21 protein-coding genes are annotated in these 21,750 nt (G+C 75.4%); 20 read left to right on the top strand and 1 reads right to left on the bottom strand.

Annotated elements, in window-relative coordinates; all coding sequences use genetic code 11:
• Positions 1-83: 83 nt before the first annotated feature.
• The 7 genes from MY520_RS07895 to MY520_RS07925 all read left to right on the top strand — a co-directional run bounded on the left by MY520_RS07895 (position 84) and on the right by MY520_RS07925 (position 7,086).
• Entirely contained in the window at positions 84-1,346 is a 1,263-nt protein-coding gene (locus tag MY520_RS07895) for a glycosyltransferase (RefSeq protein ID WP_436691537.1), read from the top strand.
• On the top strand, positions 1,343-3,067 hold the full coding sequence (locus MY520_RS07900; protein WP_436691538.1) for a right-handed parallel beta-helix repeat-containing protein: 1,725 nt from the start codon (positions 1,343-1,345) through the stop codon (positions 3,065-3,067). Before MY520_RS07895 ends, MY520_RS07900 begins: the two co-directional genes overlap by 4 nt.
• Positions 3,064-4,176: a hypothetical protein gene (locus MY520_RS07905; RefSeq protein WP_436691539.1), complete on the top strand. Its 1,113-nt coding sequence runs from the start codon at positions 3,064-3,066 to the stop codon at positions 4,174-4,176. The genes MY520_RS07900 and MY520_RS07905 overlap by 4 nt, the downstream gene beginning before the upstream one ends.
• Positions 4,177-4,262: 86 nt before the next feature.
• Positions 4,263-4,997 (top strand): bifunctional 1-(5-phosphoribosyl)-5-((5-phosphoribosylamino)methylideneamino)imidazole-4-carboxamide isomerase/phosphoribosylanthranilate isomerase PriA, encoded by a 735-nt coding sequence (gene priA, locus MY520_RS07910; RefSeq protein ID WP_436691540.1) that lies wholly within the window; start codon positions 4,263-4,265, stop codon positions 4,995-4,997.
• A complete protein-coding gene (locus MY520_RS07915) occupies positions 4,994-5,386 on the top strand; it encodes a RidA family protein (protein ID WP_436691541.1) in 393 nt (130 codons plus the stop codon). The genes priA and MY520_RS07915 overlap by 4 nt, the downstream gene beginning before the upstream one ends.
• Positions 5,383-6,177, top strand: a complete 795-nt coding sequence (hisF, locus tag MY520_RS07920) for an imidazole glycerol phosphate synthase subunit HisF (RefSeq protein ID WP_436691542.1) — start codon at positions 5,383-5,385, stop codon at positions 6,175-6,177. Before MY520_RS07915 ends, hisF begins: the two co-directional genes overlap by 4 nt.
• Before the next feature lie 72 nt (positions 6,178-6,249).
• Complete coding sequence (locus MY520_RS07925; protein WP_436691543.1) at positions 6,250-7,086, top strand: class II glutamine amidotransferase; 837 nt, start codon at positions 6,250-6,252, stop codon at positions 7,084-7,086.
• A 28-nt stretch (positions 7,087-7,114) separates the two neighbouring features.
• Here the strand turns inward: MY520_RS07925 and MY520_RS07930 are convergent, their stop codons facing one another.
• The gene (locus MY520_RS07930) at positions 7,115-7,717 is read right to left on the bottom strand and encodes a TIGR03085 family metal-binding protein (protein ID WP_436691544.1); all 603 of its coding nucleotides are present in this window, start codon (positions 7,715-7,717) and stop codon (positions 7,115-7,117) included.
• 138 nt (positions 7,718-7,855) lie between these two features.
• On the opposite strand from MY520_RS07930, the gene MY520_RS07935 reads away from it, so the two are divergent.
• The 13 genes from MY520_RS07935 to lgt all read left to right on the top strand — a co-directional run bounded on the left by MY520_RS07935 (position 7,856) and on the right by lgt (position 21,617).
• Positions 7,856-9,595 (top strand): ABC transporter ATP-binding protein, encoded by a 1,740-nt coding sequence (locus MY520_RS07935; protein WP_436691545.1) that lies wholly within the window; start codon positions 7,856-7,858, stop codon positions 9,593-9,595.
• Between the two features lie 77 nt (positions 9,596-9,672).
• Positions 9,673-11,496, top strand: a complete 1,824-nt coding sequence (locus MY520_RS07940) for an ABC transporter ATP-binding protein (RefSeq protein WP_436691546.1) — start codon at positions 9,673-9,675, stop codon at positions 11,494-11,496.
• 37 nt (positions 11,497-11,533) lie between these two features.
• Positions 11,534-11,983, top strand: a complete 450-nt coding sequence (locus MY520_RS07945) for a hypothetical protein (protein ID WP_436691547.1) — start codon at positions 11,534-11,536, stop codon at positions 11,981-11,983.
• Between the two features lie 60 nt (positions 11,984-12,043).
• The gene (locus MY520_RS07950; protein WP_436691548.1) at positions 12,044-12,556 is read left to right on the top strand and encodes a hypothetical protein; all 513 of its coding nucleotides are present in this window, start codon (positions 12,044-12,046) and stop codon (positions 12,554-12,556) included.
• A gap of 10 nt (positions 12,557-12,566) precedes the next feature.
• A complete protein-coding gene (locus tag MY520_RS07955) occupies positions 12,567-14,219 on the top strand; it encodes an FAD-binding dehydrogenase (protein WP_436691549.1) in 1,653 nt (550 codons plus the stop codon).
• Positions 14,216-14,896: a hypothetical protein gene (locus tag MY520_RS07960; protein WP_436691550.1), complete on the top strand. Its 681-nt coding sequence runs from the start codon at positions 14,216-14,218 to the stop codon at positions 14,894-14,896. The genes MY520_RS07955 and MY520_RS07960 overlap by 4 nt, the downstream gene beginning before the upstream one ends.
• 36 nt (positions 14,897-14,932) lie before the next feature.
• Positions 14,933-15,295 carry a phosphoribosyl-AMP cyclohydrolase gene (gene hisI, locus MY520_RS07965; RefSeq protein WP_436691551.1) on the top strand — a complete coding sequence of 121 codons (363 nt, stop codon included), beginning with the start codon at positions 14,933-14,935 and terminating at the stop codon, positions 15,293-15,295.
• Positions 15,282-16,790, top strand: a complete 1,509-nt coding sequence (locus MY520_RS07970) for an anthranilate synthase component I (RefSeq protein WP_436691552.1) — start codon at positions 15,282-15,284, stop codon at positions 16,788-16,790. Before hisI ends, MY520_RS07970 begins: the two co-directional genes overlap by 14 nt.
• A 43-nt stretch (positions 16,791-16,833) precedes the next feature.
• Positions 16,834-17,457, top strand: a complete 624-nt coding sequence (locus MY520_RS07975) for a Trp biosynthesis-associated membrane protein (protein WP_436691553.1) — start codon at positions 16,834-16,836, stop codon at positions 17,455-17,457.
• A gap of 159 nt (positions 17,458-17,616) precedes the next feature.
• Positions 17,617-18,426 (top strand): indole-3-glycerol phosphate synthase TrpC, encoded by an 810-nt coding sequence (gene trpC, locus MY520_RS07980; RefSeq protein ID WP_436691554.1) that lies wholly within the window; start codon positions 17,617-17,619, stop codon positions 18,424-18,426.
• A gap of 73 nt (positions 18,427-18,499) precedes the next feature.
• The gene (gene trpB, locus MY520_RS07985) at positions 18,500-19,849 is read left to right on the top strand and encodes a tryptophan synthase subunit beta (RefSeq protein WP_436691555.1); all 1,350 of its coding nucleotides are present in this window, start codon (positions 18,500-18,502) and stop codon (positions 19,847-19,849) included.
• A complete protein-coding gene (gene trpA, locus MY520_RS07990) occupies positions 19,846-20,649 on the top strand; it encodes a tryptophan synthase subunit alpha (RefSeq protein ID WP_436691556.1) in 804 nt (267 codons plus the stop codon). Before trpB ends, trpA begins: the two co-directional genes overlap by 4 nt.
• The gene (lgt, locus tag MY520_RS07995; protein ID WP_436691557.1) at positions 20,646-21,617 is read left to right on the top strand and encodes a prolipoprotein diacylglyceryl transferase; all 972 of its coding nucleotides are present in this window, start codon (positions 20,646-20,648) and stop codon (positions 21,615-21,617) included. The genes trpA and lgt overlap by 4 nt, the downstream gene beginning before the upstream one ends.
• Positions 21,618-21,750 lie beyond the last annotated feature (133 nt).

Consider the following 21,750-nt stretch of genomic DNA (forward strand, 5'->3'; position numbering starts at 1 on the left):
CTCCGGTCGCCTCCGTCGACGGCACCTCCTCGGGCCGGACACCCCGCGCACCTCCCTCACCGATGTCCTGAAGGGGGAACGTCGTGTCCGACCTGCTGTCCGTGGTCGCCCGCGACTGGCACCTGCTGCTGCCGTTCGGCGTCGTGGGTGTCCTGTCGTGGTCCATCTGGTTCATCCGCAAGGTCCTGTCGGCGCGGTACCGCTCGACGATCAACGACTTCCGGACGACGACGTCGGTCGTCGTGCCGTCCTTCCGCGAGGACCCCGACGTTCTCGACCGGTGCCTCGACAGCTGGCTGGCCCAGCGCCCCACGGAGGTGATCGTCGTCCTCGATGTGGGGGACACCGAGGCGTTCACACGGCTGACCGCGCGGGAGGACGCGCGGCTGACGGTGATCTCCTTCGCCCACCAGGGCAAGCGCTCAGCCCTCGGGGTCGGCATCCGGGCCGCGACCGGCGAGGTGCTCGTGCTGTGCGACTCCGACACCAGCTGGCTGCCAGGGGTGCTGAGTTCGGTGCAGATGCCCTTCGCCGACCCGACGGTCGGTGCGGTCGGCACCCGGCAGAACGTCTACCAGCCGACGTCGAGCCTGTGGCGTCGGGTCGCCGACTGGATCATCAACCTGCGGTACCTGGACTACGTACCGGCGACCGCTCGTGCCGGTGCCGTGGTCTGCGTCTCCGGCCGCACCGCGGCCTACCGGCGCAGTGCCGTCCTGCCGGTGCTCGAGCACCTGGAGCACGAGTTCTTCCTGGGTCGCCGCTGCATCGCCGGCGACGACGGGCGGCTCACCTGGCTGGTGCTGGCCAGCGGGTACAAGACGGTGCACCAGGCCAGCGCGCGGGCGGTGTCGATGTTCCCGAGCACCTTCCGCGCCTTCTGCAAGCAGCGGGTCCGCTGGAGCCGGAACTCCTACCGCTGCTACCTGACCGCTGCGTGGAACGGCTGGCTGTGGCGGGTGCCACTGGTCAGCCAGGTCACCGTGCTGCAGATCCTGCTCACCCCGGTGACGATGTTCGCCGCCGTCTACTACGTCGTCGCGGCTGGTGCGTCCGGACGCGGGTGGCAGGCGCTGTCCCTTGCTCTCGCCTGGGTCGTCCTCGGGCGGGCCATCCGCAGCACGAGCCACCTGCGGCGCCGGCCGTCGGACGTGCTGATCCTGCCCCTGGTGGCCGTCGTCATCGCGCTGGTGGCGCTGCCCATCAAGACCTACGCGCTGTTCACCATGAACAAGCAGGGCTGGCTCACCCGCCGGAGCGACCTCACCGGCGGCGAGGCCCAGGACGAGGCCAGCCTGTCGCCGGCGACCGCGCCGGCGGCCGCTCCCGCCCCGGTGACCGGGTGACCGGGCCCCGCCGGCGACGGGTCACCGGCCGCCGCCTGCTGGTCGCGTTCGTGGTGACCGCGGCCGCGCTCGGGGTCTCCGCCCTCGTCGGGCCGCGATCGGACCGCGCGGTTCAGGCCGCAGGGCCCCCGGGCGCGGCGGTCGCCCTCATCAGGGCGCTGACGGGCGTGGGTGCCGACCGGCAGAGCACCCTGCTCGTCGAGGAGGACCAGCGCCTGCTCACCCTCGTCTCGACCATCCGCCCGGGGTCGGGGCCCTACACCGTCGTGGTGGGTGGCGTCGACACCCTCGTCCTGACGGCGGCCGGACTCGCGTACGGCCTGGCCGACCTCGAGACCCTGGGAGCGGCCCAGGTGCAGCCGGACGGCGCGGTGCTGCTCATCCGGAACGTGTTCGTGGCGCCCGGTGCCCGGCTGGTCGTCGACGCGCCGGGGACGTCCCTGCGCCTGCGCAGCGAGGCCACCGGGTTCGCCTCCCTCGTGGCGTGGAAGGCCGATCTCGAGCTCTCCGGGGCGGAGGGGCAGCGGCTGCGGGTGGCAAGCTGGGACCCGGGCCGCGGCGGACCGGACGAGACGGTCGGCGACGGGCGGGCCTACATCCGCACCGCGGGCGGCGAGATGACCTTCCGGCAGACCGACGTCTCGAACCTCGGCTTCTGGGCGGGCCGGACGAGCGGGGTGGCCTGGACCGGGAGCTCCACGAGTGTCGCCACCGGCTCGGTGACCGACTCCTCGTTCCGGGCCAACCACTACGGCGCCTTCGCCTCCCAGGGCGAGGGGCTCGAGATCTCGGGGACAACCTTCGCGGACAACACGGTGGACGGCCTGTCCCTGCACCGGAGCACCGAGCAGACGACGGTCCGGTCGTCGGTCGCCCACGACAACGGCCGGCACGGCTTCTCCGCCGACCGGGGGTCGGAGTCGGTGCGCTACACCGACGTCACCGCCGTGCGGAACGGCAGGTACGGCATGTACTTCTGCGGCAGCCCACTGGCCGAGGGGGTGTCGGCCGGTGGCGCCTCGTGGCGGACCTACGGGGACGTGGTCATCACCGGCGGGCGGCTCCAGGGCAACGGCCGAGCCGGGGTGCGCGTCGTCGACGGGGACTCGGTCGCCATCCGCGGTACCCGGGTGTTCGACAACCGCGACGGCATCCTGATCGAGGGGACCTCGGCACCGACCACCGTCGAGGACACGGTCGTCTCCGGGGACCACCGCTTCGGCATCTCGGTGCAGCGCGGCGCGGCGACCGTCTCCGGCAACGAGGTCACGGGCGGCGAGACGGCCATCCGGGTGGAGGACGCGACCTCGGACGTCGTCGGGAACACCGTCGCAGGGGCCTCCGACCACGGCATCTCCGTCGTCGGCACGGTGCGTGACTCGTCGGTACAGGGCAACACCGTCGCCGGCCAGGGGCCCAGCGGCCTGGACACCTTCCGGCTCTCGGGCTCCTCCTCCGTGCACGTCTCCGGCAACGACGTCGAGGGCTGGGAGCGGGACCGGGACAACTGGGACTACTGGGCCGGCTTCGTCCCCGACCACCCCACGCTCGTCCTCTGGGTCCTGGTGCTGGGCCTCCCGCTGGCGCTCGCCCTGCGGGCGCGGCGTCGCCCGCTGACCCCGGGCACGGCGCCCTACCCGGACCCGGTGCTCCGGGAGCGGCCGCCGGTGCTGCGCGTGGACGTCGGCCGCGCCACCCCCTCGTCCGGGGCGTCGGCATGACCCGGGTCGCCTCCCGGCACCCCGCGCGCCGGCGGATCGGGTGCTCCGCCGTCCTCCTGTGGCTGCTCGCGGCCGCCGCCTGCACCTCACCCTCCGACGACGGCCCGGACGCGAGCGGGTCGTCGTCCGCGCCGGCCTCGTCCGCGACCCCCTCACCGCCGGACCGGCCCCCGGGCGTTCCGCCGCCGGCCGCCGGCACGCCACCGGCGGAGTGCACCGGGAGCGAGGTGGTCGACGTCACCGACGCCGCCGGCCTGCAGCGGGCGCTGGACGACGCCCGGCCCGGCCAGGTGATCCGGCTGGCCGACGGCCGGTACGCGGGCAACTTCCTCGCCACCGCCCAGGCCGCGCCGGGTGCGCCGATCCGGTTGTGCGGAGGCCGGGGCGCGGTGCTCGACGGGGGTGAGGTCGACGGCGACTACACGCTGCACCTGAGCGGGGCCACGCACTGGCACGTCAGCGGGCTGACCGTCACCGGCGGGCAGAAGGGGGTGATGGTCGACGCCGGGTCCGGCATCCGCCTCGAGGGCCTGCTCGTCACCTCGATGGGCGACGAGGCGATCCACCTGCGCACGCACAGCAGCGACAACGTCGTCGCCGGGAACACCGTCCGCGACACCGGGCTGCGCAAGCCCAGCTTCGGCGAGGGGATCTACGTGGGCAGCGCGGAGAGCAACTGGTGCCAGCTGACCGACTGCCAGCCCGACCGCAGCGACCGGAACCTGATCGAGGGCAACGACGTGGCCGGGACGACGGCGGAGTCGGTCGACGTCAAGGAGGGGACCAGCGACGGCGTGCTGCGCGGCAACACCTTCGACGGCGCCACGATGGTGGAGGCCGACTCCTGGGTGGACGTGAAGGGCAACGGCTGGGTGGTCGAGGGGAACGTCGGGACGTCCTCGCCGGAGGACGGCTTCCAGGTGCACGAGGTGGTCGACGGCTGGGGGCGCGACGTCGTGTTCGCGGGGAACCGGGTGGGCCGGGTCGCCGGCTACGGCATCAACGTCGCCGGACCGCGGGAGCTCCGCGCCAGCGTGACGGTGACGTGCGACAACCAGGCGGACGCAGTGGGAGGCCTGAGCAACGTGGAGTGCAGCGGCCGGCGCTGAGGTCGTCGACCGGCGGCGACCGACCGGGAGTCGGTCGACGAGCGTGGTCAGGAGTGTCGGATCCGCGGCTCACTAGCCTGTGACGCGTGCCGAAGCTGCAGCTGCTCCCCGCCGTCGACGTCGCCGACGGCCAGGCCGTCCGTCTCGTGCAGGGGGAGGCCGGCAGCGAGACCTCCTACGGGGACCCCCTCGAGGCGGCGATGACCTGGCAGCGGGACGGCGCGGAGTGGGTGCACCTCGTCGATCTCGACGCCGCCTTCGGCCGGGGCAGCAACCGGGAGCTGCTGGCCCGCGTCGTCGGCGAGCTCGACGTCGACGTGGAGCTCTCCGGCGGCATCCGGGACGACGAGTCGCTGGCCGCGGCGCTGGCCACCGGCTGCCGGCGGGTCAACCTGGGCACCGCGGCGCTGGAGTCGCCCGAGTGGTGCGCCCGCGCGATCGCCGAGTACGGCGACCGCATCGCCGTCGGGCTCGACGTGCGCGGCACCCGGCTGGCCGCCCGCGGCTGGACCCGCGAGGGCGGGGAGCTCTACGAGACCCTGGCCCGGCTCGACGCCGAGGGCTGCGCCCGCTACGTGGTCACCGACATCACCAAGGACGGCACGCTGCGCGGCCCCAACCTCGACCTGCTCCGCGAGGTCTGCGCGGCCACCCCGCGGCCGGTGGTCGCCTCCGGCGGCGTGAGCTCGCTGGAGGACATCCGCGCGCTCGCCGGGTTGACTCCCGTCGGGGTGGAGGGCGCCATCGTGGGCAAGGCTCTGTACGCCGGCGCCTTCACCCTGCCCGAGGCGCTGCGGGTGACCGGGGAGATGGCGTCGTGAGGGTGGTGCGGCTGGGCTCGGACACCCCCTGGGAGGCGGTGGTCGGGTACAGCCGGGTCGTGGTGCACGGCGACATGGCGTGGGTGAGCGGGACGACCGCCACCGTGGACGGCGCGGTCGTGCACCCCGGCGACGCGGCCGGGCAGACCCGCCAGGCGCTGGCCAACCTCGCCACCGCGCTGGAACGGGCCGGCTTCACCATGGCCGACGTGGTCCGCACCCGGATGTTCGTCACCGACATCTCCCGCTGGGAGGAGGTCGGCCGGGCGCACGGCGAGGTGTTCCGCGACATCCGGCCGGCCACCTCGATGGTGCAGGTCGCCGCGCTGATCGACCCGCAGATGCTGGTCGAGATCGAGGCCGACGCGGTGCGGCGGGTGCCGGCATGAGCCTGGCCGTGCGGGTGATCCCGTGCCTGGACGTCGACGCCGGCCGGGTGGTCAAGGGCGTCAACTTCGTCGACCTGCGCGACGCCGGCGACCCGGTGGAGATGGCCCGCGTCTACGACGCCGAGGGCGCCGACGAGCTCACCTTCCTCGACATCACGGCCAGCTCCGGCGACCGGGAGACCACCTACGACGTCGTCCGCCGGACCGCGGAGAGCGTGTTCATCCCGCTCACCGTCGGCGGCGGCGTCCGCAGCGTCGACGACGTCGACCGGCTGCTGCGGGCCGGTGCGGACAAGGTCGCGGTGAACACCGCCGCCGTCGCCCGGCCGGAGCTGATCAGCGAGATCACCGAGCGGTTCGGCAACCAGGTGCTGGTGCTGTCCCTCGACGCCCGGCGCTGCCGCGACGGCGCGGTCACCGACTCCGGCTTCGAGATCACCACGCACGGCGGGCGGCGCGGCACCGGCCGGGACGCCGTCGAGTGGGTGGTGCAGGCCGCCGGGCTCGGGGTCGGGGAGGTGCTGCTCAACTCCATGGACGCCGACGGCACCCAAGCCGGGTTCGACCTGGAGCTGATCCGGGCGGTGCGCCGGGAGGTCACCGTCCCGGTCATCGCCAGCGGGGGAGCGGGCGAGCCCGGGCACTTCCCGCCCGCGGTCGAGGCCGGGGCCGACGCCGTCCTGGCCGCGAGCGTCTTCCACTTCGGCAAGCTGCGGATCGGGGAGGTCAAGGCCGCGCTGGCCGGCGCCGGAGTCCCCGTCCGCCACGAGGCCGACCACCCGACCACCTGAGCGCGGACGGGCGTCGACCGGATCGCGCAGCCGTGGGACGCTGCTCGGTGTTCCCGCGACCGGGGAGGCGCCGTGTGCCGCTGGCTGGGCTACGTCGGGGATCCCATCGCGCCCCGGGAGCTGCTGTACGACCCGGAACGGTCGCTGATCGAGCAGAGCCGGCGGCACGCCCCGGACATGCCGTTGCCCAACGGTGACGGGTCCGGGCTGGGCTGGTACGGGCGCCGGGAGACGCCGGCCCTGTTCCGGACCACCGCCCCCGCCTGGGGTGACGAGAACCTCCTCGAGCTGGCCAGCGAGATCACCTCGCGGCTGTTCCTCGCGCACGTGCGGGCCGGGACCGGAGCGCCGGTGCAGCAGAGCAACTGTCACCCCTTCCGGTTCCGGAACTGGCTGTTCGTGCACAACGGGTACATCAACGAGCACCCCCGGCTGCGGCGGGAGCTGCTGCTGGCCGTCCGGCCGGACCTCTTCGGCAACATCGGCGGGACGACGGACTCGGAGCTGATGTTCCACCTGGCGCTGACCTACGGGTTGGAGGAGGACCCGGTGGCCGGACTGGAGGCCATGGCCGGCTTCGTGGAGGAGGTCGCCGAGGCGGCGGGTGTCCCGGAGCCCCTGCAGATGACGGTCGGCCTGACCGACGGCGACCGGTTGTACGCGGCCCGGTACGCCAGCGGCCCGGTGGTGAACTCCCTGTTCGTCAGCGAGGACGTGGAGTCGCTGCGCCTGCTGTACCCGGCCGTCGAGCGTTTCGCCCACTTCCCCGACCGGGCCCGGGCCGTCGTCTCCGAACCCCTGGTGGACCTGCCCGGCGTGTGGCGGGAGGTGCCCGTCGGCACGGCGCTCGTCGTGGGGGAGACGGTGCGCGAGCTCCCGTTCCGCCCTCGCGTGCCGGTGGGGGCCTGACCTCCGGGCCGGGTGAGCTGCGCTGCCGTCAGGGGCCGGTGACCCGCGCGACGTCCGTGCGGCCGCTGGCCCAGAGCAGCAGCTCCATCGGCTCGCCGGCCACCGTGGTCCGCCCCTCGCCCGCCCGGTGCTCGGCGCCGGTGTCGGTGCGCCGGAGCACCACCCCGCCGGGCGGCCGACCGGCGAAGTAGCGCACCGCCCGCCACAGCTGGTCCTGGTCGGCCCGGGCCAGCTCCCGCGGTGCCCACCCCGGCTGCGCCCGGCGGGCGTCCTCGTGGTGGATGGCGAACTCGGCGGTGTTGACCGCGTCGCCGACCACCGGCCAGCCCATCGGCACCCAGACCGGCGGGCCCGACCGCACCCGTGCCACCACCTCCGGGTAGGGCGTCGTGGCCCGCAGCCGATCCTCGAGCCGGTGCGACCACACCGTCAGCGGGCGGGCCACACCGAGCCGCTCCACCCCGAAACCCGCGAGCGCGTCGGGCCGGCGGTCGCGGACGACGAGGTGCGCGGCGAGGTGGGCGGTCGTCCAGCCCGCGCAGCAGGTGGGCGCGTCGGGTCCGAGCCGGTCGAGCAGGTCGGCGAGCCCAGCGCGCTCACGCTCCGCCAGCGACCGGGAAGAGGCAGTCACCGCCCGGGGTTACCGACCAGGCGGGTCCGGGAAACCGGAGGCAGCCGTTAGCCGACCTAAGTACGCTCGCGGTACCGCCCCGCACGGAACAGAAGGAGAGCTGTGCCCCGCCGCCGAGATGCCGTGGTCCGGCGAGGGATGCGCCACGTCGGTCGCGCGATCGCCGAGCAGCCCGGCATGTTCGCCCTGGCCTTCCTCGCCAGCAGCCTCTACGGCGGGATGACGGTGGCCAGCGCGTACGTCATCGGCGAGATCGCCGACCGCGTCGTCCTGCCGGCGTTCCGGGACGGCGCCACCACCGCCGCCGCGCTGACCCTGGCGGCCGCGGCGGTCCTCGGCGTGGCCGTGCTCAAGATCCTCGGCATCCTGGGCCGGCGGCTGTTCGCCGGGATCATGAGCTACCGGCTGCAGGCCGAGTACCGGCGGCGGGTCACCGGCCAGTACCTGCGGCTGCCGCTGTCGTGGCACCAGCGGCACCCGACCGGGCAGCTGCTGAGCAACGCGAACTCCGACGTCGAGGCGTCCTGGTACTTCGTCGCCCCGCTGCCCTTCGCCTGCGGCGCGGTCGTGATGATCGGCATCACCGTCGCCGCCCTCGTGGCCACCGACCCGTGGCTGGCGCTGGTCGGCCTGGTCGTCTTCCCGCTGGTCTTCGTGGTCAACGCCGTCTACTCACAGGTCATGAGCCCGCGGATGCGGCGGGCGCAGCAGCTGCGCGCCGAGGTCAGCGAGATCGCCCACGAGTCCTTCGACGCCGCGCTGGTGGTGAAGACCCTCGGCCGGGAGGACGTCGAGACGGCGCGGTTCACCGCCCGCGCCGAGGAGCTGCGCGACGGGCTGGTCGCCGTCGGCCGGGTGCGCGGGGTGTTCGACCCGCTCATGGAGGCGCTGCCCAGCCTCGGCACGCTGGCCGTGCTGCTCATCGGCGCCGGCCGGGTGGCCGACGGCGCCGCCGACGCCGGCGACCTGGTCTCCATCGCCTACCTGTTCACCCTGCTCGCGCTGCCGATCCGCGCGATCGGCTGGGTGCTGGCCGACCTGCCCCGCGCCCTGGCCGGTTTCGACCGGGTCACCCCCGTCCTCGACGCCACCGGGGAGACGCCGCACGGGACCGCCGTCGCCCGGGGCGGGACCAGCGGCGCCGGGCTGGCGCTGCGGGACGTGGAGTTCGGCTTCGACCCGGCCGTCCGGCCGACGCTGTCGGGGGTCACCTTCGACGTCGCCGCCGGCAGCACCGTCGCCGTCGTCGGGCCGACCGGGTCGGGCAAGTCGACCCTGGCCGGCCTGCTCGTCCGCCTGGTCGACCCCGGCAGCGGGGAGGTCCTGCTCGACGGCGTGGACGTGCGCGCGCTGCGGGAGGGCGAGGTGAGCGGGCAGGCGGCGTTCGTCCCGCAGGGGACGTTCCTGTTCGACGACACCGTCCGGGGCAACGTGACCCTCGGCGCCGAGTTCTCCGACGACGAGGTCACGGCCGCGCTTCGGGTCGCCGCCGCCGACGACTTCGTCGCCCGGCTGCCCGACGGCCTCGACACCCGCGTGGGGGAGCGGGGCGCGACCCTGTCCGGCGGCCAGCGGCAGCGCCTCGCGCTGGCCCGCGCGGTGGTCCGCCGCCCGCGGCTGCTGGTGCTGGACGACGCCACCAGCGCCGTCGACCCCACCGTCGAGGCGCGCATCCTCGACGCGCTCCGCGACGCCGAGAGGCCCTCCACCGTCGTCGTGGTGGCCTATCGGCAGGCGACGATCGCGCTGGCCGACGAGGTGGTCTGGCTGGAGGGCGGCCGGGTGACCGCGCGCGGCACGCACGAGGAGCTGCTCGCCCGGGTGCCCGGCTACGCGGCGCTGGTGCACGCGTACGCGCAGAGCGAGGTGGCGGCGTGAGCGGACAGGGGCGTGAGCATCGCAGCGAGGAACGAGCGAGGAGCGGAGCGCCCCGCGGGAGCGAACCAGAGGGCGGCGTGAACGGGCTCGCCGAGCACCGGGACGAGGGGGCGCTGGCCACGCTGCGCCGGGGGCTGCGGATGATGCCCGAGTTCCGCCGCGGCCTGCCGGTCACCTTCACCCTCGCGCTGCTGGCGACCGCCGGCCGGGTGGTCGTGCCGATCGCCGTCCAGCAGGTGATCGACCGTGGCCTGTCCGGCCCCGGCGGCCCGGACCTCGGCCTGGTCCGCGACCTCGTGCTGCTGTGCGCGGTCGTCGTGCTGCTGACCGCCGTCGCGGTGTACGGGATGAACGTCCGGCTGTTCCGGACGACGGAGACCGCGCTGGCCGGGCTGCGGGCGCGGGCGTTCCGCCACGTGCACGACCTGTCGGTGCTGCACCAGCAGGGCCAGCGGCGCGGGTCGCTGGTCTCGCGGGTCACCAGCGACGTCGACCAGCTGTCCACCTTCATGCAGTGGGGCGGCGTCCTGGGCGTGGTGAGCCTGGGGCAGCTGCTCGTGGCCACCGTCGTGATGGCCGTCTACTCCTGGCAGCTGACCCTGCTCGTGCTGGTCTGCTTCGTGCCGCTCGCCCTCGCCCTGCGGTACCTCGCCCGGCGCCTGGCCGTCGTCCACGGCGTGGTCCGCGAGCGGGTGGGCGACGTGCTGGCCGCGGTCTCCGAGTCGGTGGTCGGCGCGCCGACCGTGCGCGCCTACGGCATCCGCGAGCGCACCGCCGCCCGCCTCGACCGCGCCATCGCGCGGCACTACCGCGCCCAGGTGCGGGCCCAGAGGACCACCGCCGCGGTGTTCGTCAGCGGGGAGATCGTCGCCGCGGTGGCCAACGCCGCCGTCGTGGTCGTCGGCGTCCTGCTCGGGCTGGACGGCGACCTGACCGCCGGCACCCTGGTCGCCTTCCTGTTCCTCGTCACCCTGTTCGTGGCGCCGGTGCAGACCGCCAGCGAGGTGCTCAACGAGGCGCAGAACGCCGTCGCGGGGTTCCGCCGCGTGCTCGACGTGCTCGCCACCGAGCCCGACGTCCGCGATCCCGCGGTGGACGACGCCGGGTCGGCCGCCGAGCTGCCGCCGGGCCCCCTCGGCGTGCGCTTCGAGCACGTCAGCTTCCGGTACTCCCCGGACGCCCGCCCGGCCCTCGACCGGGTCGACCTCACCATCGCGCCGCGGCGGCGGGTGGCGGTCGTCGGGGAGACGGGGTCGGGCAAGACGACGTTCGCCAAGCTGGTCACCCGGCTCATGGACCCCGGCACGGGTCGGGTGCTGCTCGGCGACGACGCCACCACGTGGGTGCCGCTGGACCGGGTGGCGTTCGGCTCGCTGCGCCGGCGGGTGGTCATGGTGCCGCAGGACGGCTTCCTCTTCGACGCCACCGTCGCCGACAACGTCCGCTACGGCCGGCCGGGGCTGACCGACGGCGAGGTGCTCGCCGCGTTCGACGACCTCGGCCTGACCGCCTGGGTGGCCGGGCTGACCGACGGCGTGGCCACCCGGGTGGGCCAGCGCGGCGAGTCGCTGTCGGCGGGGGAGCGGCAGCTGGTCGCCGTCGCCCGCGCCCACGTCGCCGACCCCGACCTGCTGGTGCTCGACGAGGCGACCAGCGCGGTCGACCCCGCCACCGAGCAGCGGCTGACCCGCGCGCTGGACACCCTCACCGACGGCCGGACGACGCTGACCATCGCGCACCGGCTGTCGACGGCGGAGCGGTCCGACGAGGTGCTGGTCGTCGACGCGGGCCGGGTGGTGCAGCGGGGCACGCACGCGGAGCTGGTCGGCGCCGAGGGCCCGTACGCGCGGCTGCACGCCTCCTGGCGGCGCTCGTCGCGCGGGGAGCCCCAGCCCGCCTGACCTCCCACGGCGGGCTGCCGCGCCCTAGCCTGCCGACGTGTCCACCTCCGCAGGCCGGGCCCGTCGCCGGGCCGAGACCGTCCCGCCGTCCGACCCGCGGATGCCCGGCGCCGCGCTGGCCGCGGGCATCGTGGGCATCGTCGGGGCGATGCCGGCCGCGTTCGTCGCCGTGCTCGCCGTGACGCTCGGCGGGCTGGACGCCGACACCGGACCCGATCCCTGGACCTACCTGCTCGTGGTGGCGCCGGTCCTGCAGCTGTTCGGGGCGCTGTGGCTGCTGGCCCGCCGCGGCTGGCTGCCGCTGGTCCTCGCCGTGCTCCCCGTGGCGGTGCTCACCGGGGCGGTCATCTGGGCCGCGGCCGACCAGGACACCGGTGGGGCGGGCTGGCCGCTGCTGCTCCTGGCCGGGCCGCTCGTCGCGGCCGGCCTGGCGCTCGCGCCGTCCGTGCGGCGGTGGATCGCCGGCCGCCCGGGCCGCACCCGGTGACCGCGCGCGTCCCCCCGCCGGGCTGAGGCCGGTCCCAGCCAGTCGCCCTACCCTGCGGCCATGCCGTCGTCCTCCTCGCGCAGCCGGGCGGTGGCGCGGCGCTCGCCCCGCGCCGCGCCGCGCCCGGCGCAGGCCCGGTACGCACCGGCTCCGCCGAGGCGCCCGCAGCTGGTCCCGTTCGCCGTCGCCTTCGGCGTCCTCACCGCCGCCGAGGACATCTACCTGGCCTACCTCCTCTGGGAGCCCGACCGCGGCTGGTACTGGTACGTCCTCCTGCCGCTGCTGCTGGCCGGCTGGGCGGTCGTCGGCGCCGGCATGGTGTGGCAGGGCCGCCCGCGCGGCTGGCTGGTGCTGGCCGGCGCGAGCCTGCTGCCACTGCTGGCGCTGGTCGGGCTGGTCACCCTCTTCGGCGTCCTCGGCGGCGGTCAGGCGATGTCGTGGGCGCTGCTGCTGCTGGTCGGGCCGGTGGGCAGCCTGGTGCTGAGCGTGCGCCGCCCGATCCGGGAGTGGACGCGACCCGGCCGGGCGACGCCGGCGGCCGGGTCCGGTGGGCGGGGAGCCCGCGCCCGCTAGCGTGCGCTCCGTGACCGACACTGACGTCGTCGTGGTGGGTGCGGGGCTGGCCGGGCTGGTGGCCACCGCGGAGCTGGCCGACGCCGGCAAGCGGGTGGTCCTGGTCGAGCAGGAGCCCGAGGCGTCGTTCGGCGGCCAGGCCTGGTGGTCCTTCGGCGGGCTGTTCCTCGTCGACTCCCCGGAGCAGCGGCGGCTGCGCGTGCACGACTCGCTCGAGCTGGCCCGGCAGGACTGGTTCGGCACCGCCGGCTTCGACCGCGAGGAGGACCACTGGCCGCGCCGGTGGGCCGAGGCCTACCTGCAGTTCGCCGCGGGGGAGAAGCGGGCCTGGCTGCGCGAGCAGGGCGTCGGGTTCTTCCCCATCGTCGGCTGGGCCGAGCGCGGCGGGTACACCGCCACCGGCCACGGCAACTCCGTGCCGCGGTTCCACATCGTCTGGGGCACCGGACCGGGGCTGGTCGAGCCGTTCGCCCGCCGGGTGCGCGCCGCGGTGGACCGCGGGTTCGTGGAGCTGCGCTTCCGGCACCGCGTGGACGAGCTGGTGGTCGACGACGGCGTGGTGACCGGGGTGCGCGGCGGCGTCCTCGAACCCAGCGACGTGGCCCGCGGGGAGGCCAGCTCGCGCACGCAGGTCGCGGACTTCGAGATCGCCGCGCAGGCCGTCGTCGTCACCTCCGGCGGCATCGGCGGCAACCACGACCTGGTCCGGCAGAACTGGCCGGCCCGGCTGGGCCCGGCGCCGCAGCGGCTGCTGTCCGGCGTCCCGGCGCACGTCGACGGGCGGATGCTGCAGGCCACGGCGGCGGCCGGCGGGAACGTGATCAACGGGGACCGCATGTGGCACTACACCGAGGGGATCGCCAACCACTCCCCGGTGTGGGACCGGCACGGCATCCGCATCCTGCCCGGCCCGTCGTCCCTGTGGCTCGACGCGACCGGCAAGCGGCTGCCGGTGCCCCTGTTCCCCGGCTTCGACACCCTCGGCACGCTGGCCCACATCGGGCAGACCGGTCACGAGCACACCTGGTTCGTCGCGACGCACAAGATCGTGGAGAAGGAGTTCGCACTGTCGGGCTCCGAGCAGAACCCCGACCTCACCGGCAAGGACGTCAGGCTGCTGCTCAACCGGGTCAAGGCCGGCGTGGCCGGGCCGGTGCAGGCGTTCCTGGACCGCGGCGAGGACTTCGTCGTCGCCCGCACGCTCCCCGAGCTGGTGGCCGGCATGAACCGGATCACCGGCGGCGAGCCCGAGCTGGACCTGGCCACCGTCGAGGCCGAGGTGGTCTGCCGCGACCGCGCCATCGCCAACGAGTTCGGCAAGGACTCGCAGATCACCGCCATCCGCGGCGCCCGCCACTACCTCGGCGACAAGCTCATCCGGGTCGCCCCGCCGCACCGGCTCCTGGACCCGGCGGCCGGGCCGCTGATCGCCGTCCGGCTGAACCTGCTCACCCGCAAGACCCTCGGCGGGCTGGAGACCGACCTCTCCGGCCGGGTGCTGCGGCCCGGCGGCGCGGTGTTCCCGGGCCTCTACGCGGCCGGCGAGGTGGCCGGGTTCGGCGGTGGTGGCATGCACGGCTACCGCTCCCTGGAGGGCACCTTCCTGGGCGGCTGCCTGTTCTCCGGCCGGGTCGCGGGCCGGGCCCTGGCGGCGAGCCTGTGAGCCGGCCCGACCCCTGGTCGGACCCGGTCACCGAGACCGAGCACGGCGCGCCCTACGCCGGGCCGCCCGCCACGGGGCCGGTGCCCCCGTGGAGCGCGCCGTACGGCGCCCCGGCTCCCGGCTGGCCGGCGCCGTACGGCGCGTTCCCCTACGGCGGGGCCCCCTACGGCGCCCCCTGGCCGCCGCCGGCCGGACCGCGGCGGCCCGGCCAGGTGATCGCCGCGGCGGTGCTCGCCTTCGTGCAGGCCGCCGTCGTGGCACTGGCGTCGGCCTACGTCGTCCTGCTGGCGTCGCTGTTCACCCTCAGCGGGGGCGAGGCGGGCTTCCCGGCGGACGGCGGCGCGCTGGCCACCGAGGCGACCGTCGTGGCCTTCGTGCAGGTGGCGTCGGTGGTCGCCCTCGTCGTCGGCGGGATCATGGCGCTGAACCGCCGCAGCCGCGCCGCGCGCCAGACGCTGCTGGCCGCGCTCGCCCTGCAGATCGCGGTCGCCGTCTACTGGGCGGTGCGGCTGGTCGCCCTCGTCGAGGGCGCCGTCGGGCCCGATCCGTCGGCGGTGATGCTCTTCGGGGTGTTCTGCTTCGCCGCGGCCCCCGCGGTCGGGCTCGGGCTGCTGTGCAGCCGGGCCGCCCGCGCGTGGTTCGCCCCCGCCGCGGAGGCGGCTCCGCCCGGCCGGTGACCGGGGCGGTCGTCCGCGGGTGGGACGATCGGGTCCATGTCCGCCGCCCCCGCCCTGGACCCCGACGTCGCCGCGCTGCTGCGCCACGACCCCGCCGGCCTGGTCGCCGCCGTCGTGCAGCAGCACGACACCGGCGAGGTGCTCATGGTGGCCTGGATGGACGACGAGGCGCTGCGCCGCACCCTGACCACCGGCCGGGCCACCTACTGGTCGCGCAGCCGCGGGGAGTACTGGGTGAAGGGGGAGACCTCCGGCAACCGGCAGTGGGTGCGCGACGTGCGCCTGGACTGCGACGGCGACGCGCTGCTCGTGCTCGTCGACCAGGAGGGCCCGGCCTGCCACACCGGCGAGCGCAGCTGCTTCCACCGCGAGCTGGAGGTGTCCCGTGCGGCTCGGTGAGACCTCGCCGTCAAGGGAGGAGTTCGCGGCGCTGGACCGGCCGGTGGTCCCGGTGACCCGCAAGCTGCTCGCCGACGGGGAGACCGCCGTCGGCATCTACCGCAAGCTGGCCGGCAACCGGCCCGGCACGGTGCTGCTCGAGTCGGCCGAGCAGGGCAAGCAGTGGTCGCGGTACAGCTTCGTCGGCGTGCGCAGCGCCGGGGTGCTGACCGAGCGGGACGGCCGGGCGGAGTGGCTCGGGCAGGCGCTGCCCGGGCTCACCGACGGCCTGCCGGCCGACCCGCTGGCCGCCGTCCGGACGCTGGCCCGCCGGCTGCGCTCCCCGCGGGACCCCGCGCTGCCGCCCCTGACCGGCGGGCTGGTCGGCTACCTCGGCTACGACGTCGTGCGGCGGCTGGAGCGGCTCCCGGTGCTGGCCACCGACGACCTCGGCATGCCCGAGCTGGCGTTGATGCTCGTCACCGACCTCGTCGTGCTCGACCACACCGACGGCACGGTGCTGCTGATCGCCAACGCGTTGCGCGGCGCGGGGGAGGCCGGCACCGGCTGGGACGACGCCGTCGCCCGGCTCGACGCGATGGCCGCCGACCTGGCCAAGGCGGCCGCGCCCGGGGTCGCCGTCTTCAGCACCGCCGAGGCGCCGCCGGTGGTCAGCAACATGGCCCCGGGTGTGTTCGAGGACGGCGTGGAGCGGGTGCGCGAGCACATCCGCGCCGGCGACGCCTTCCAGGTGGTGCTCTCCCAGCGGTTCGAGGTGCCGACCGAGGTCGACGCGCTGGACCTCTACCGGGTGCTGCGCGCCACCAACCCCAGCCCGTACATGTACCTGCTGCGCTTCGCCGGCCGGGAGACGCCCTTCGACGTCGTCGGCTCCTCGCCGGAGGCGCTGGTCACCGTGACCGGCAGCTCCGCCGTGGTCCACCCGCCGGCCGGCACCCGGCCCCGGGGGGCGACCCCCGACGACGACGTCCGGCTGGCCGAGGGGCTGCTGGCCGACCCCAAGGAGCGGGCCGAGCACGTGATGCTCGTCGACCTCGCCCGCAACGACCTCGGGCGGGTCTGCGTGCCGGGCACGGTCGAGGTGCCCGACTTCATGCGGATCGAGCACTACAGCCACGTGATGCACCTGGTCTCCACCGTGGCCGGCCAGGTCGCGCCGGAGTGGGACGCCCTCGACGTCTTCGATGCGACGTTCCCGGCCGGCACGGTCTCGGGCGCCCCCAAGCCGCGGGCCATGGAGATCATCGAGACGCTGGAGCCGACCCGCCGCGCCCTGTACGCCGGCACGGTCGGGTACGTCGACGCCAGCGGCGACCTCGACATGGCCATCGCCATCCGGACGGCGGTCCTCCACCAGGGGCGGGCTTACGTGCAGGCCGGCGCGGGCATCGTCGCCGACAGCGACGCGGCCACCGAGGAGGCCGAGACCCGGCACAAGGCCCGGGCCGTGCTGTCGGCCATCGCGACGGCGGAGGGGATGCGGGAACTCCCGTGAGCCGCTCTGCCGTCCTACCGGCTCCGCCGGGCGGAGGCGAACCGTGGGCACCGTGAGGGGTGACCGGCGTGAGCTGGCGGCCGCGGTCGCCGGGACGGCGCTGGCCGGGGGGCTGGCCCTGTCGGCGGGCGGCCAGACCTGGGTGACCGCCACCGTGCAGCGCCCCGAGCCGCTGCCGCCGACGACCGCGGAGCTGGCCGGCAGCTCGCTGGTGCCGCTGGTGTCCGCCGCGGGGCTGCTCCTGCTGGCCGCCGCGGTGGCGCTGATCGCCGTCCGCGGGGCGGGCCGCTACGCACTCGGGCTGCTGGTCGCCCTCGCCGGCGGGGTGCTCGCGTGGTCGGGCCTGCGCCCCCTGGTCACCGACGTCGGTGCGGCGGCCGCCGCCGTCATCGGCCCCGGCACCCGCGCGGACGCGCTGACCGCCGACGTGTCGGCCGGCTGGCCGGTGCTGGCGGTCGTCGCCGGGGCGGTCGCCGTGCTCTCGGGCCTGCTCACGGTGCTCCGCGGGCGGGCCTGGCCCGGCATGGGACGCCGCTACGAGCGCCGGCCCGCAGGCAGCACGGACACCCCCCGGCGGCAGCGGACCGACGAGGACCGCGCCCTGGACGCCTGGCGCGCGCTCGACCGCGGGGAGGACCCCACGGAGTCCGCGGCCGAACAACGCTGAATACCCGGGGGTGGTGCGGGCCAACCGCCCGGGCGGGCGGACCCCCTGCCCCGCGGACGGTCGGCGGCCGCCCCGCCTCTAGAGTGGGTCCACGGATCGGGTCCCGGCCGGGGCCACGCCCCGCAGGGGCGGACCGTCGAACAGCAGCGGGGAGGCCGCGTGTCCGTGCTCGACGAGATCGTCGCCGGTGTTCGCGAGGACCTGGCGGCGCGCGAGGCGGTCACCCCGCTGGCCGAGGTCAAGGCAGCCGCGGAGGACGCCCGCCCGGCCCTCGACGCGCTGGCCGCGCTGCGCGCTCCCGGGGTCGGCGTCATCGCCGAGGTGAAGCGGCAGAGCCCGTCGAAGGGCGCCCTCGCCGACATCCCCGACCCCGCCGTCCTGGCCCGGCAGTACGCCGACGGGGGCGCGCGGGTGATCAGCGTGCTCACCGAGCGGCGCCGGTTCGGCGGGTCCCAGGCCGACCTCGCCGCCGTCCGCGCCGCGGTCGACGTGCCGATCCTGTGCAAGGACTTCGTGGTCAGCAGCTACCAGGTGCACGAGGCCCGCGCCCACGGTGCCGACGTCGTCCTGCTGATCGTCGCCGCGCTGGAGCAGAACGTGCTCGTGGGCCTGCTGGAGCGGGTCGAGTCCCTCGGGATGACCGCGCTGGTCGAGGTGCACACCGAGGCCGAGGCCGACCGCGCGCTGGCCGCCGGGGCGGCGGTGATCGGCGTCAACGCGCGCGACCTCACCACCCTCGAGGTCGACCGCTCCACGTTCGAGCGGATCGCCCCCGGCCTGCCCTCGGAGGTGGTCAAGGTCGCCGAGTCCGGCGTCCGCGGGCCGCACGACCTGATCGGCTACGCCGCCGCCGGGGCCGACGCCGTCCTGGTCGGCGAGGGCCTGGTCACCGCCGGCGACGCCCGCCAGGCGGTCGCGGACCTGGTGACGGCCGGATCGCACCCCGCGACCCCCCGCACCACCCGCTGATCCCGGCCTCCGTGCAGGGGCCCGCCGCGAGCCTGCGAGCGGTGGGGGGCAGGGAGGTCCTTAGTCTGGGCGCATGACGACGACCAGCCCACCGCAGCGGGGAGACCAGCTCCACCAGGCTCGCCCGGGCTGGCCCGACGCCACCGGTCACTTCGGCGTCTTCGGCGGGCGCTTCGTGCCCGAGGCCCTGATCGCCGCCCTCGACGAGCTGACCGAGGCCTACGAGGCCATGCGCGTCGACCCGGCGTTCCAGGCCGAGTTCGCCCGGCTGCAGCGGGACTACACCGGCCGGCCCAGCCCGATCACCGAGGTGCCCAAGTTCGCCGCCCACGCCGGTGGCGCCCGCGTGCTGCTCAAGCGGGAGGACCTCAACCACACCGGCTCCCACAAGATCAACAACGTGCTGGGCCAGGCGCTGCTCACCCAGCGGATCGGCAAGACTCGGGTGATCGCCGAGACCGGCGCCGGGCAGCACGGCGTGGCCACCGCGACCGCGGCGGCGCTCATGGGCCTGTCCTGCACCGTGTACATGGGCGAGGAGGACACCCGGCGGCAGGCGCTCAACGTGGCCCGGATGCGGCTGCTGGGCGCCGAGGTCATCCCGGTCACCACCGGCTCGCGCACGCTGAAGGACGCCATCAACGAGGCGTTCCGCGACTGGGTCACCAACGTCGAGACGACCAACTACGTGTTCGGCACGGTGGCCGGCCCGCACCCGTTCCCCGAGATGGTCCGCGACTTCCAGCGGGTCATCGGCGACGAGGCGCGCGCCCAGGTGCTCGAACGCGAGGGCCGGCTGCCCGACGCCGTCCTCGCCTGCGTGGGCGGCGGGTCCAACGCGATCGGCATCTTCACCGCCTTCGTCCCTGACGAGGGTGTGCGGCTGGTCGGCCTGGAGGCCGGCGGCGAGGGCCTGGAGACCGGCCGGCACGCGGCCACGATCACCGGCGGCTCGCCGGGCGTGCTGCACGGCGCCCGCTCGTACCTCCTGCAGGACGACAACGGGCAGACCATCGAGTCGCACTCGATCAGCGCCGGCCTCGACTACCCGGGCGTCGGCCCCGAGCACTCCTTCCTGCACAGCATCGGCCGGGCCGAGTACCGGCCGGTGACCGATGCCGAGGCCATGGAGGCCTTCGCCCTCCTGTGCCGCACCGAGGGGATCATCCCGGCCATCGAGTCGGCGCACGCCCTCGCCGGGGCGATGACCCTCGGCGAGGAGCTGGGACCGGACGCGCTGCTGCTGGTCAACCTCTCCGGCCGCGGCGACAAGGACGTCGAGACCGCCTCGCGCTGGTTCGGCCTCGGCGACCGCGACGAGGTCGACCCCGGCCCGGGCCTCGACACCGACCAGCAGCCGACCGAGGGTGCCGTGACGTCCGGCGACGCCGTGCCCGGCCAGGACGCGGGGGAGACGGCGTGAGCTCGCTGGCGACGAGGATCGGTGCGGCCCGCGCCGAGGGGCGGGCCGCGCTGATCGCCTACGTCCCGGTCGGGTACCCGAGCGTGGACGAGTCGATCGCGGCGATGGTCGCCGCGGTCGAGGGCGGTGCCGACGTCCTCGAGATCGGCGTCCCGTACAGCGACCCGGGCATGGACGGGCCGGTGATCCAGCAGGCCGTGGACGTCGCCGTCCGCGCCGGCGTGGGGATGCGCGACGTGCTGCGCGCCGTCGAGGCGGTCGCCGCCGCGGGCGCGGTGCCGGCGGTCATGAGCTACTGGAACCCGATCGAGCGCTACGGCGTCGAGCGGTTCGCCACCGACCTGGCCGCGGCCGGGGGGGCGGGCGCGATCACCCCCGACCTCATCCCCGACGAGGCCGCCGAGTGGCTGGCTGCGGCGGAGCGGGCCGACCTCGACCGGGTCTTCCTCGTGGCTCCGTCGTCCACCGACGCCCGGCTGGTCTCCACCACCGCGGCCTGCCGCGGGTTCGTCTACGCCGCCTCCACGATGGGCGTCACCGGCACCCGCGCCACGGTCAGCGACGCTGCCGAGAAGCTGGTGGCCCGCACGCGCGCCGCCGCCCCCGACCTCGCCGTCTGCGTGGGCCTGGGCGTCTCCAGCGCCGACCAGGCCGCCGAGGTCGCCGCCTTCGCCGACGGGGTCATCGTCGGTACGGCGTTCGTCCGCCCCCTGCTGGACGGCGCCGGCGCCGGGGGGGTGCGGGCGCTGGCCACCGAGCTCGCCGAGGGCGTGCGCCGCCGGGCCGGGGCGCACGCGTGACCGCGCTGGCGGCCATCCCGAGCCCCACCCAGGGCGTCTGGGAGCTCGGGCCCCTGCCGATCCGGGCCTACGCGCTGTGCATCATCGCCGGCATCGTCGCCGCGATCTGGCTGACCGACCGGCGCTGGCGGGCGCGGGGCGGAGCGGAGGGCGACGTCCTGGACATCGCGGTCTGGGCGGTGCCCTTCGGCATCGTCGGCGGCCGGATCTACCACGTGATCACCAGCCCCCGGCCCTACTTCGGCGAGGGCGGCGACCCGCTGCGCGCCTTCGCCATCTGGGAGGGCGGGCTCGGCATCTGGGGTGCGATCGCACTGGGCGGGGTCGGCGCGTGGATCGCCTGCCGGCGCCTCGGCATCCCGCTGCCGGCCTTCGCCGACGCGATCGCCCCCGGGCTGCTGGTGGCGCAGGCCATCGGCCGGCTCGGCAACTGGTTCAACAACGAGCTCTACGGCGGCCTCACCGACCTGCCGTGGGCGCTGACGATCTACGAGTGGACCGGCACCGGCGCCGTCGTCGGCCCCGGCGGGCAGCCGGTGGTGCTGGGCACCTTCCACCCCACCTTCCTCTACGAGCTGCTGTGGAACCTGGCCGCGGCCGCCCTGGTCATCTGGGCCGACCGCCGCTTCCAGCTCAGCCACGGCCGCGCGTTCGCCCTCTACGTGGCCAGCTACTGCGCGGGTCGGCTGTGGATCGAGCTGCTGCGCACCGACCCGGCGGAGACCTTCTTCGGCGTCCGCCTCAACGTGTTCACCTCCGTCGTCGTGGGCCTGCTGGCGGTGGCCTACCTGGTCTGGCAGCGCGGCCGCCCGCGCGAGGTGATCACCCGCGGGCGTGACCAGCGCGACAGCGCCGGGACCGGTGCCGGGACGGCCGACGCCGCTCCGACGGTGCCCGCCCGGGGCTCCGACGGGGCAGACGCCGAAACCCCTGGTGAAGCCGATCCGCGACGACAGGAGGAGGCCTGACGCGACGCGCCGGATGTGACGTTTGCCCGAGTGAGGCCTGTGTTACGGCTGTGTACCCTTCCCTCCAGACCTCCCAGTGATCCTGGCGGGTCGCACGCGTCGAAACCGGGCCAGTGCCGCCCCGCGGACGACA

This window comes from Geodermatophilus sp. CPCC 205506 (genome assembly GCF_051383635.1).
Lineage (GTDB): Bacteria > Actinomycetota > Actinomycetes > Mycobacteriales > Geodermatophilaceae > Geodermatophilus.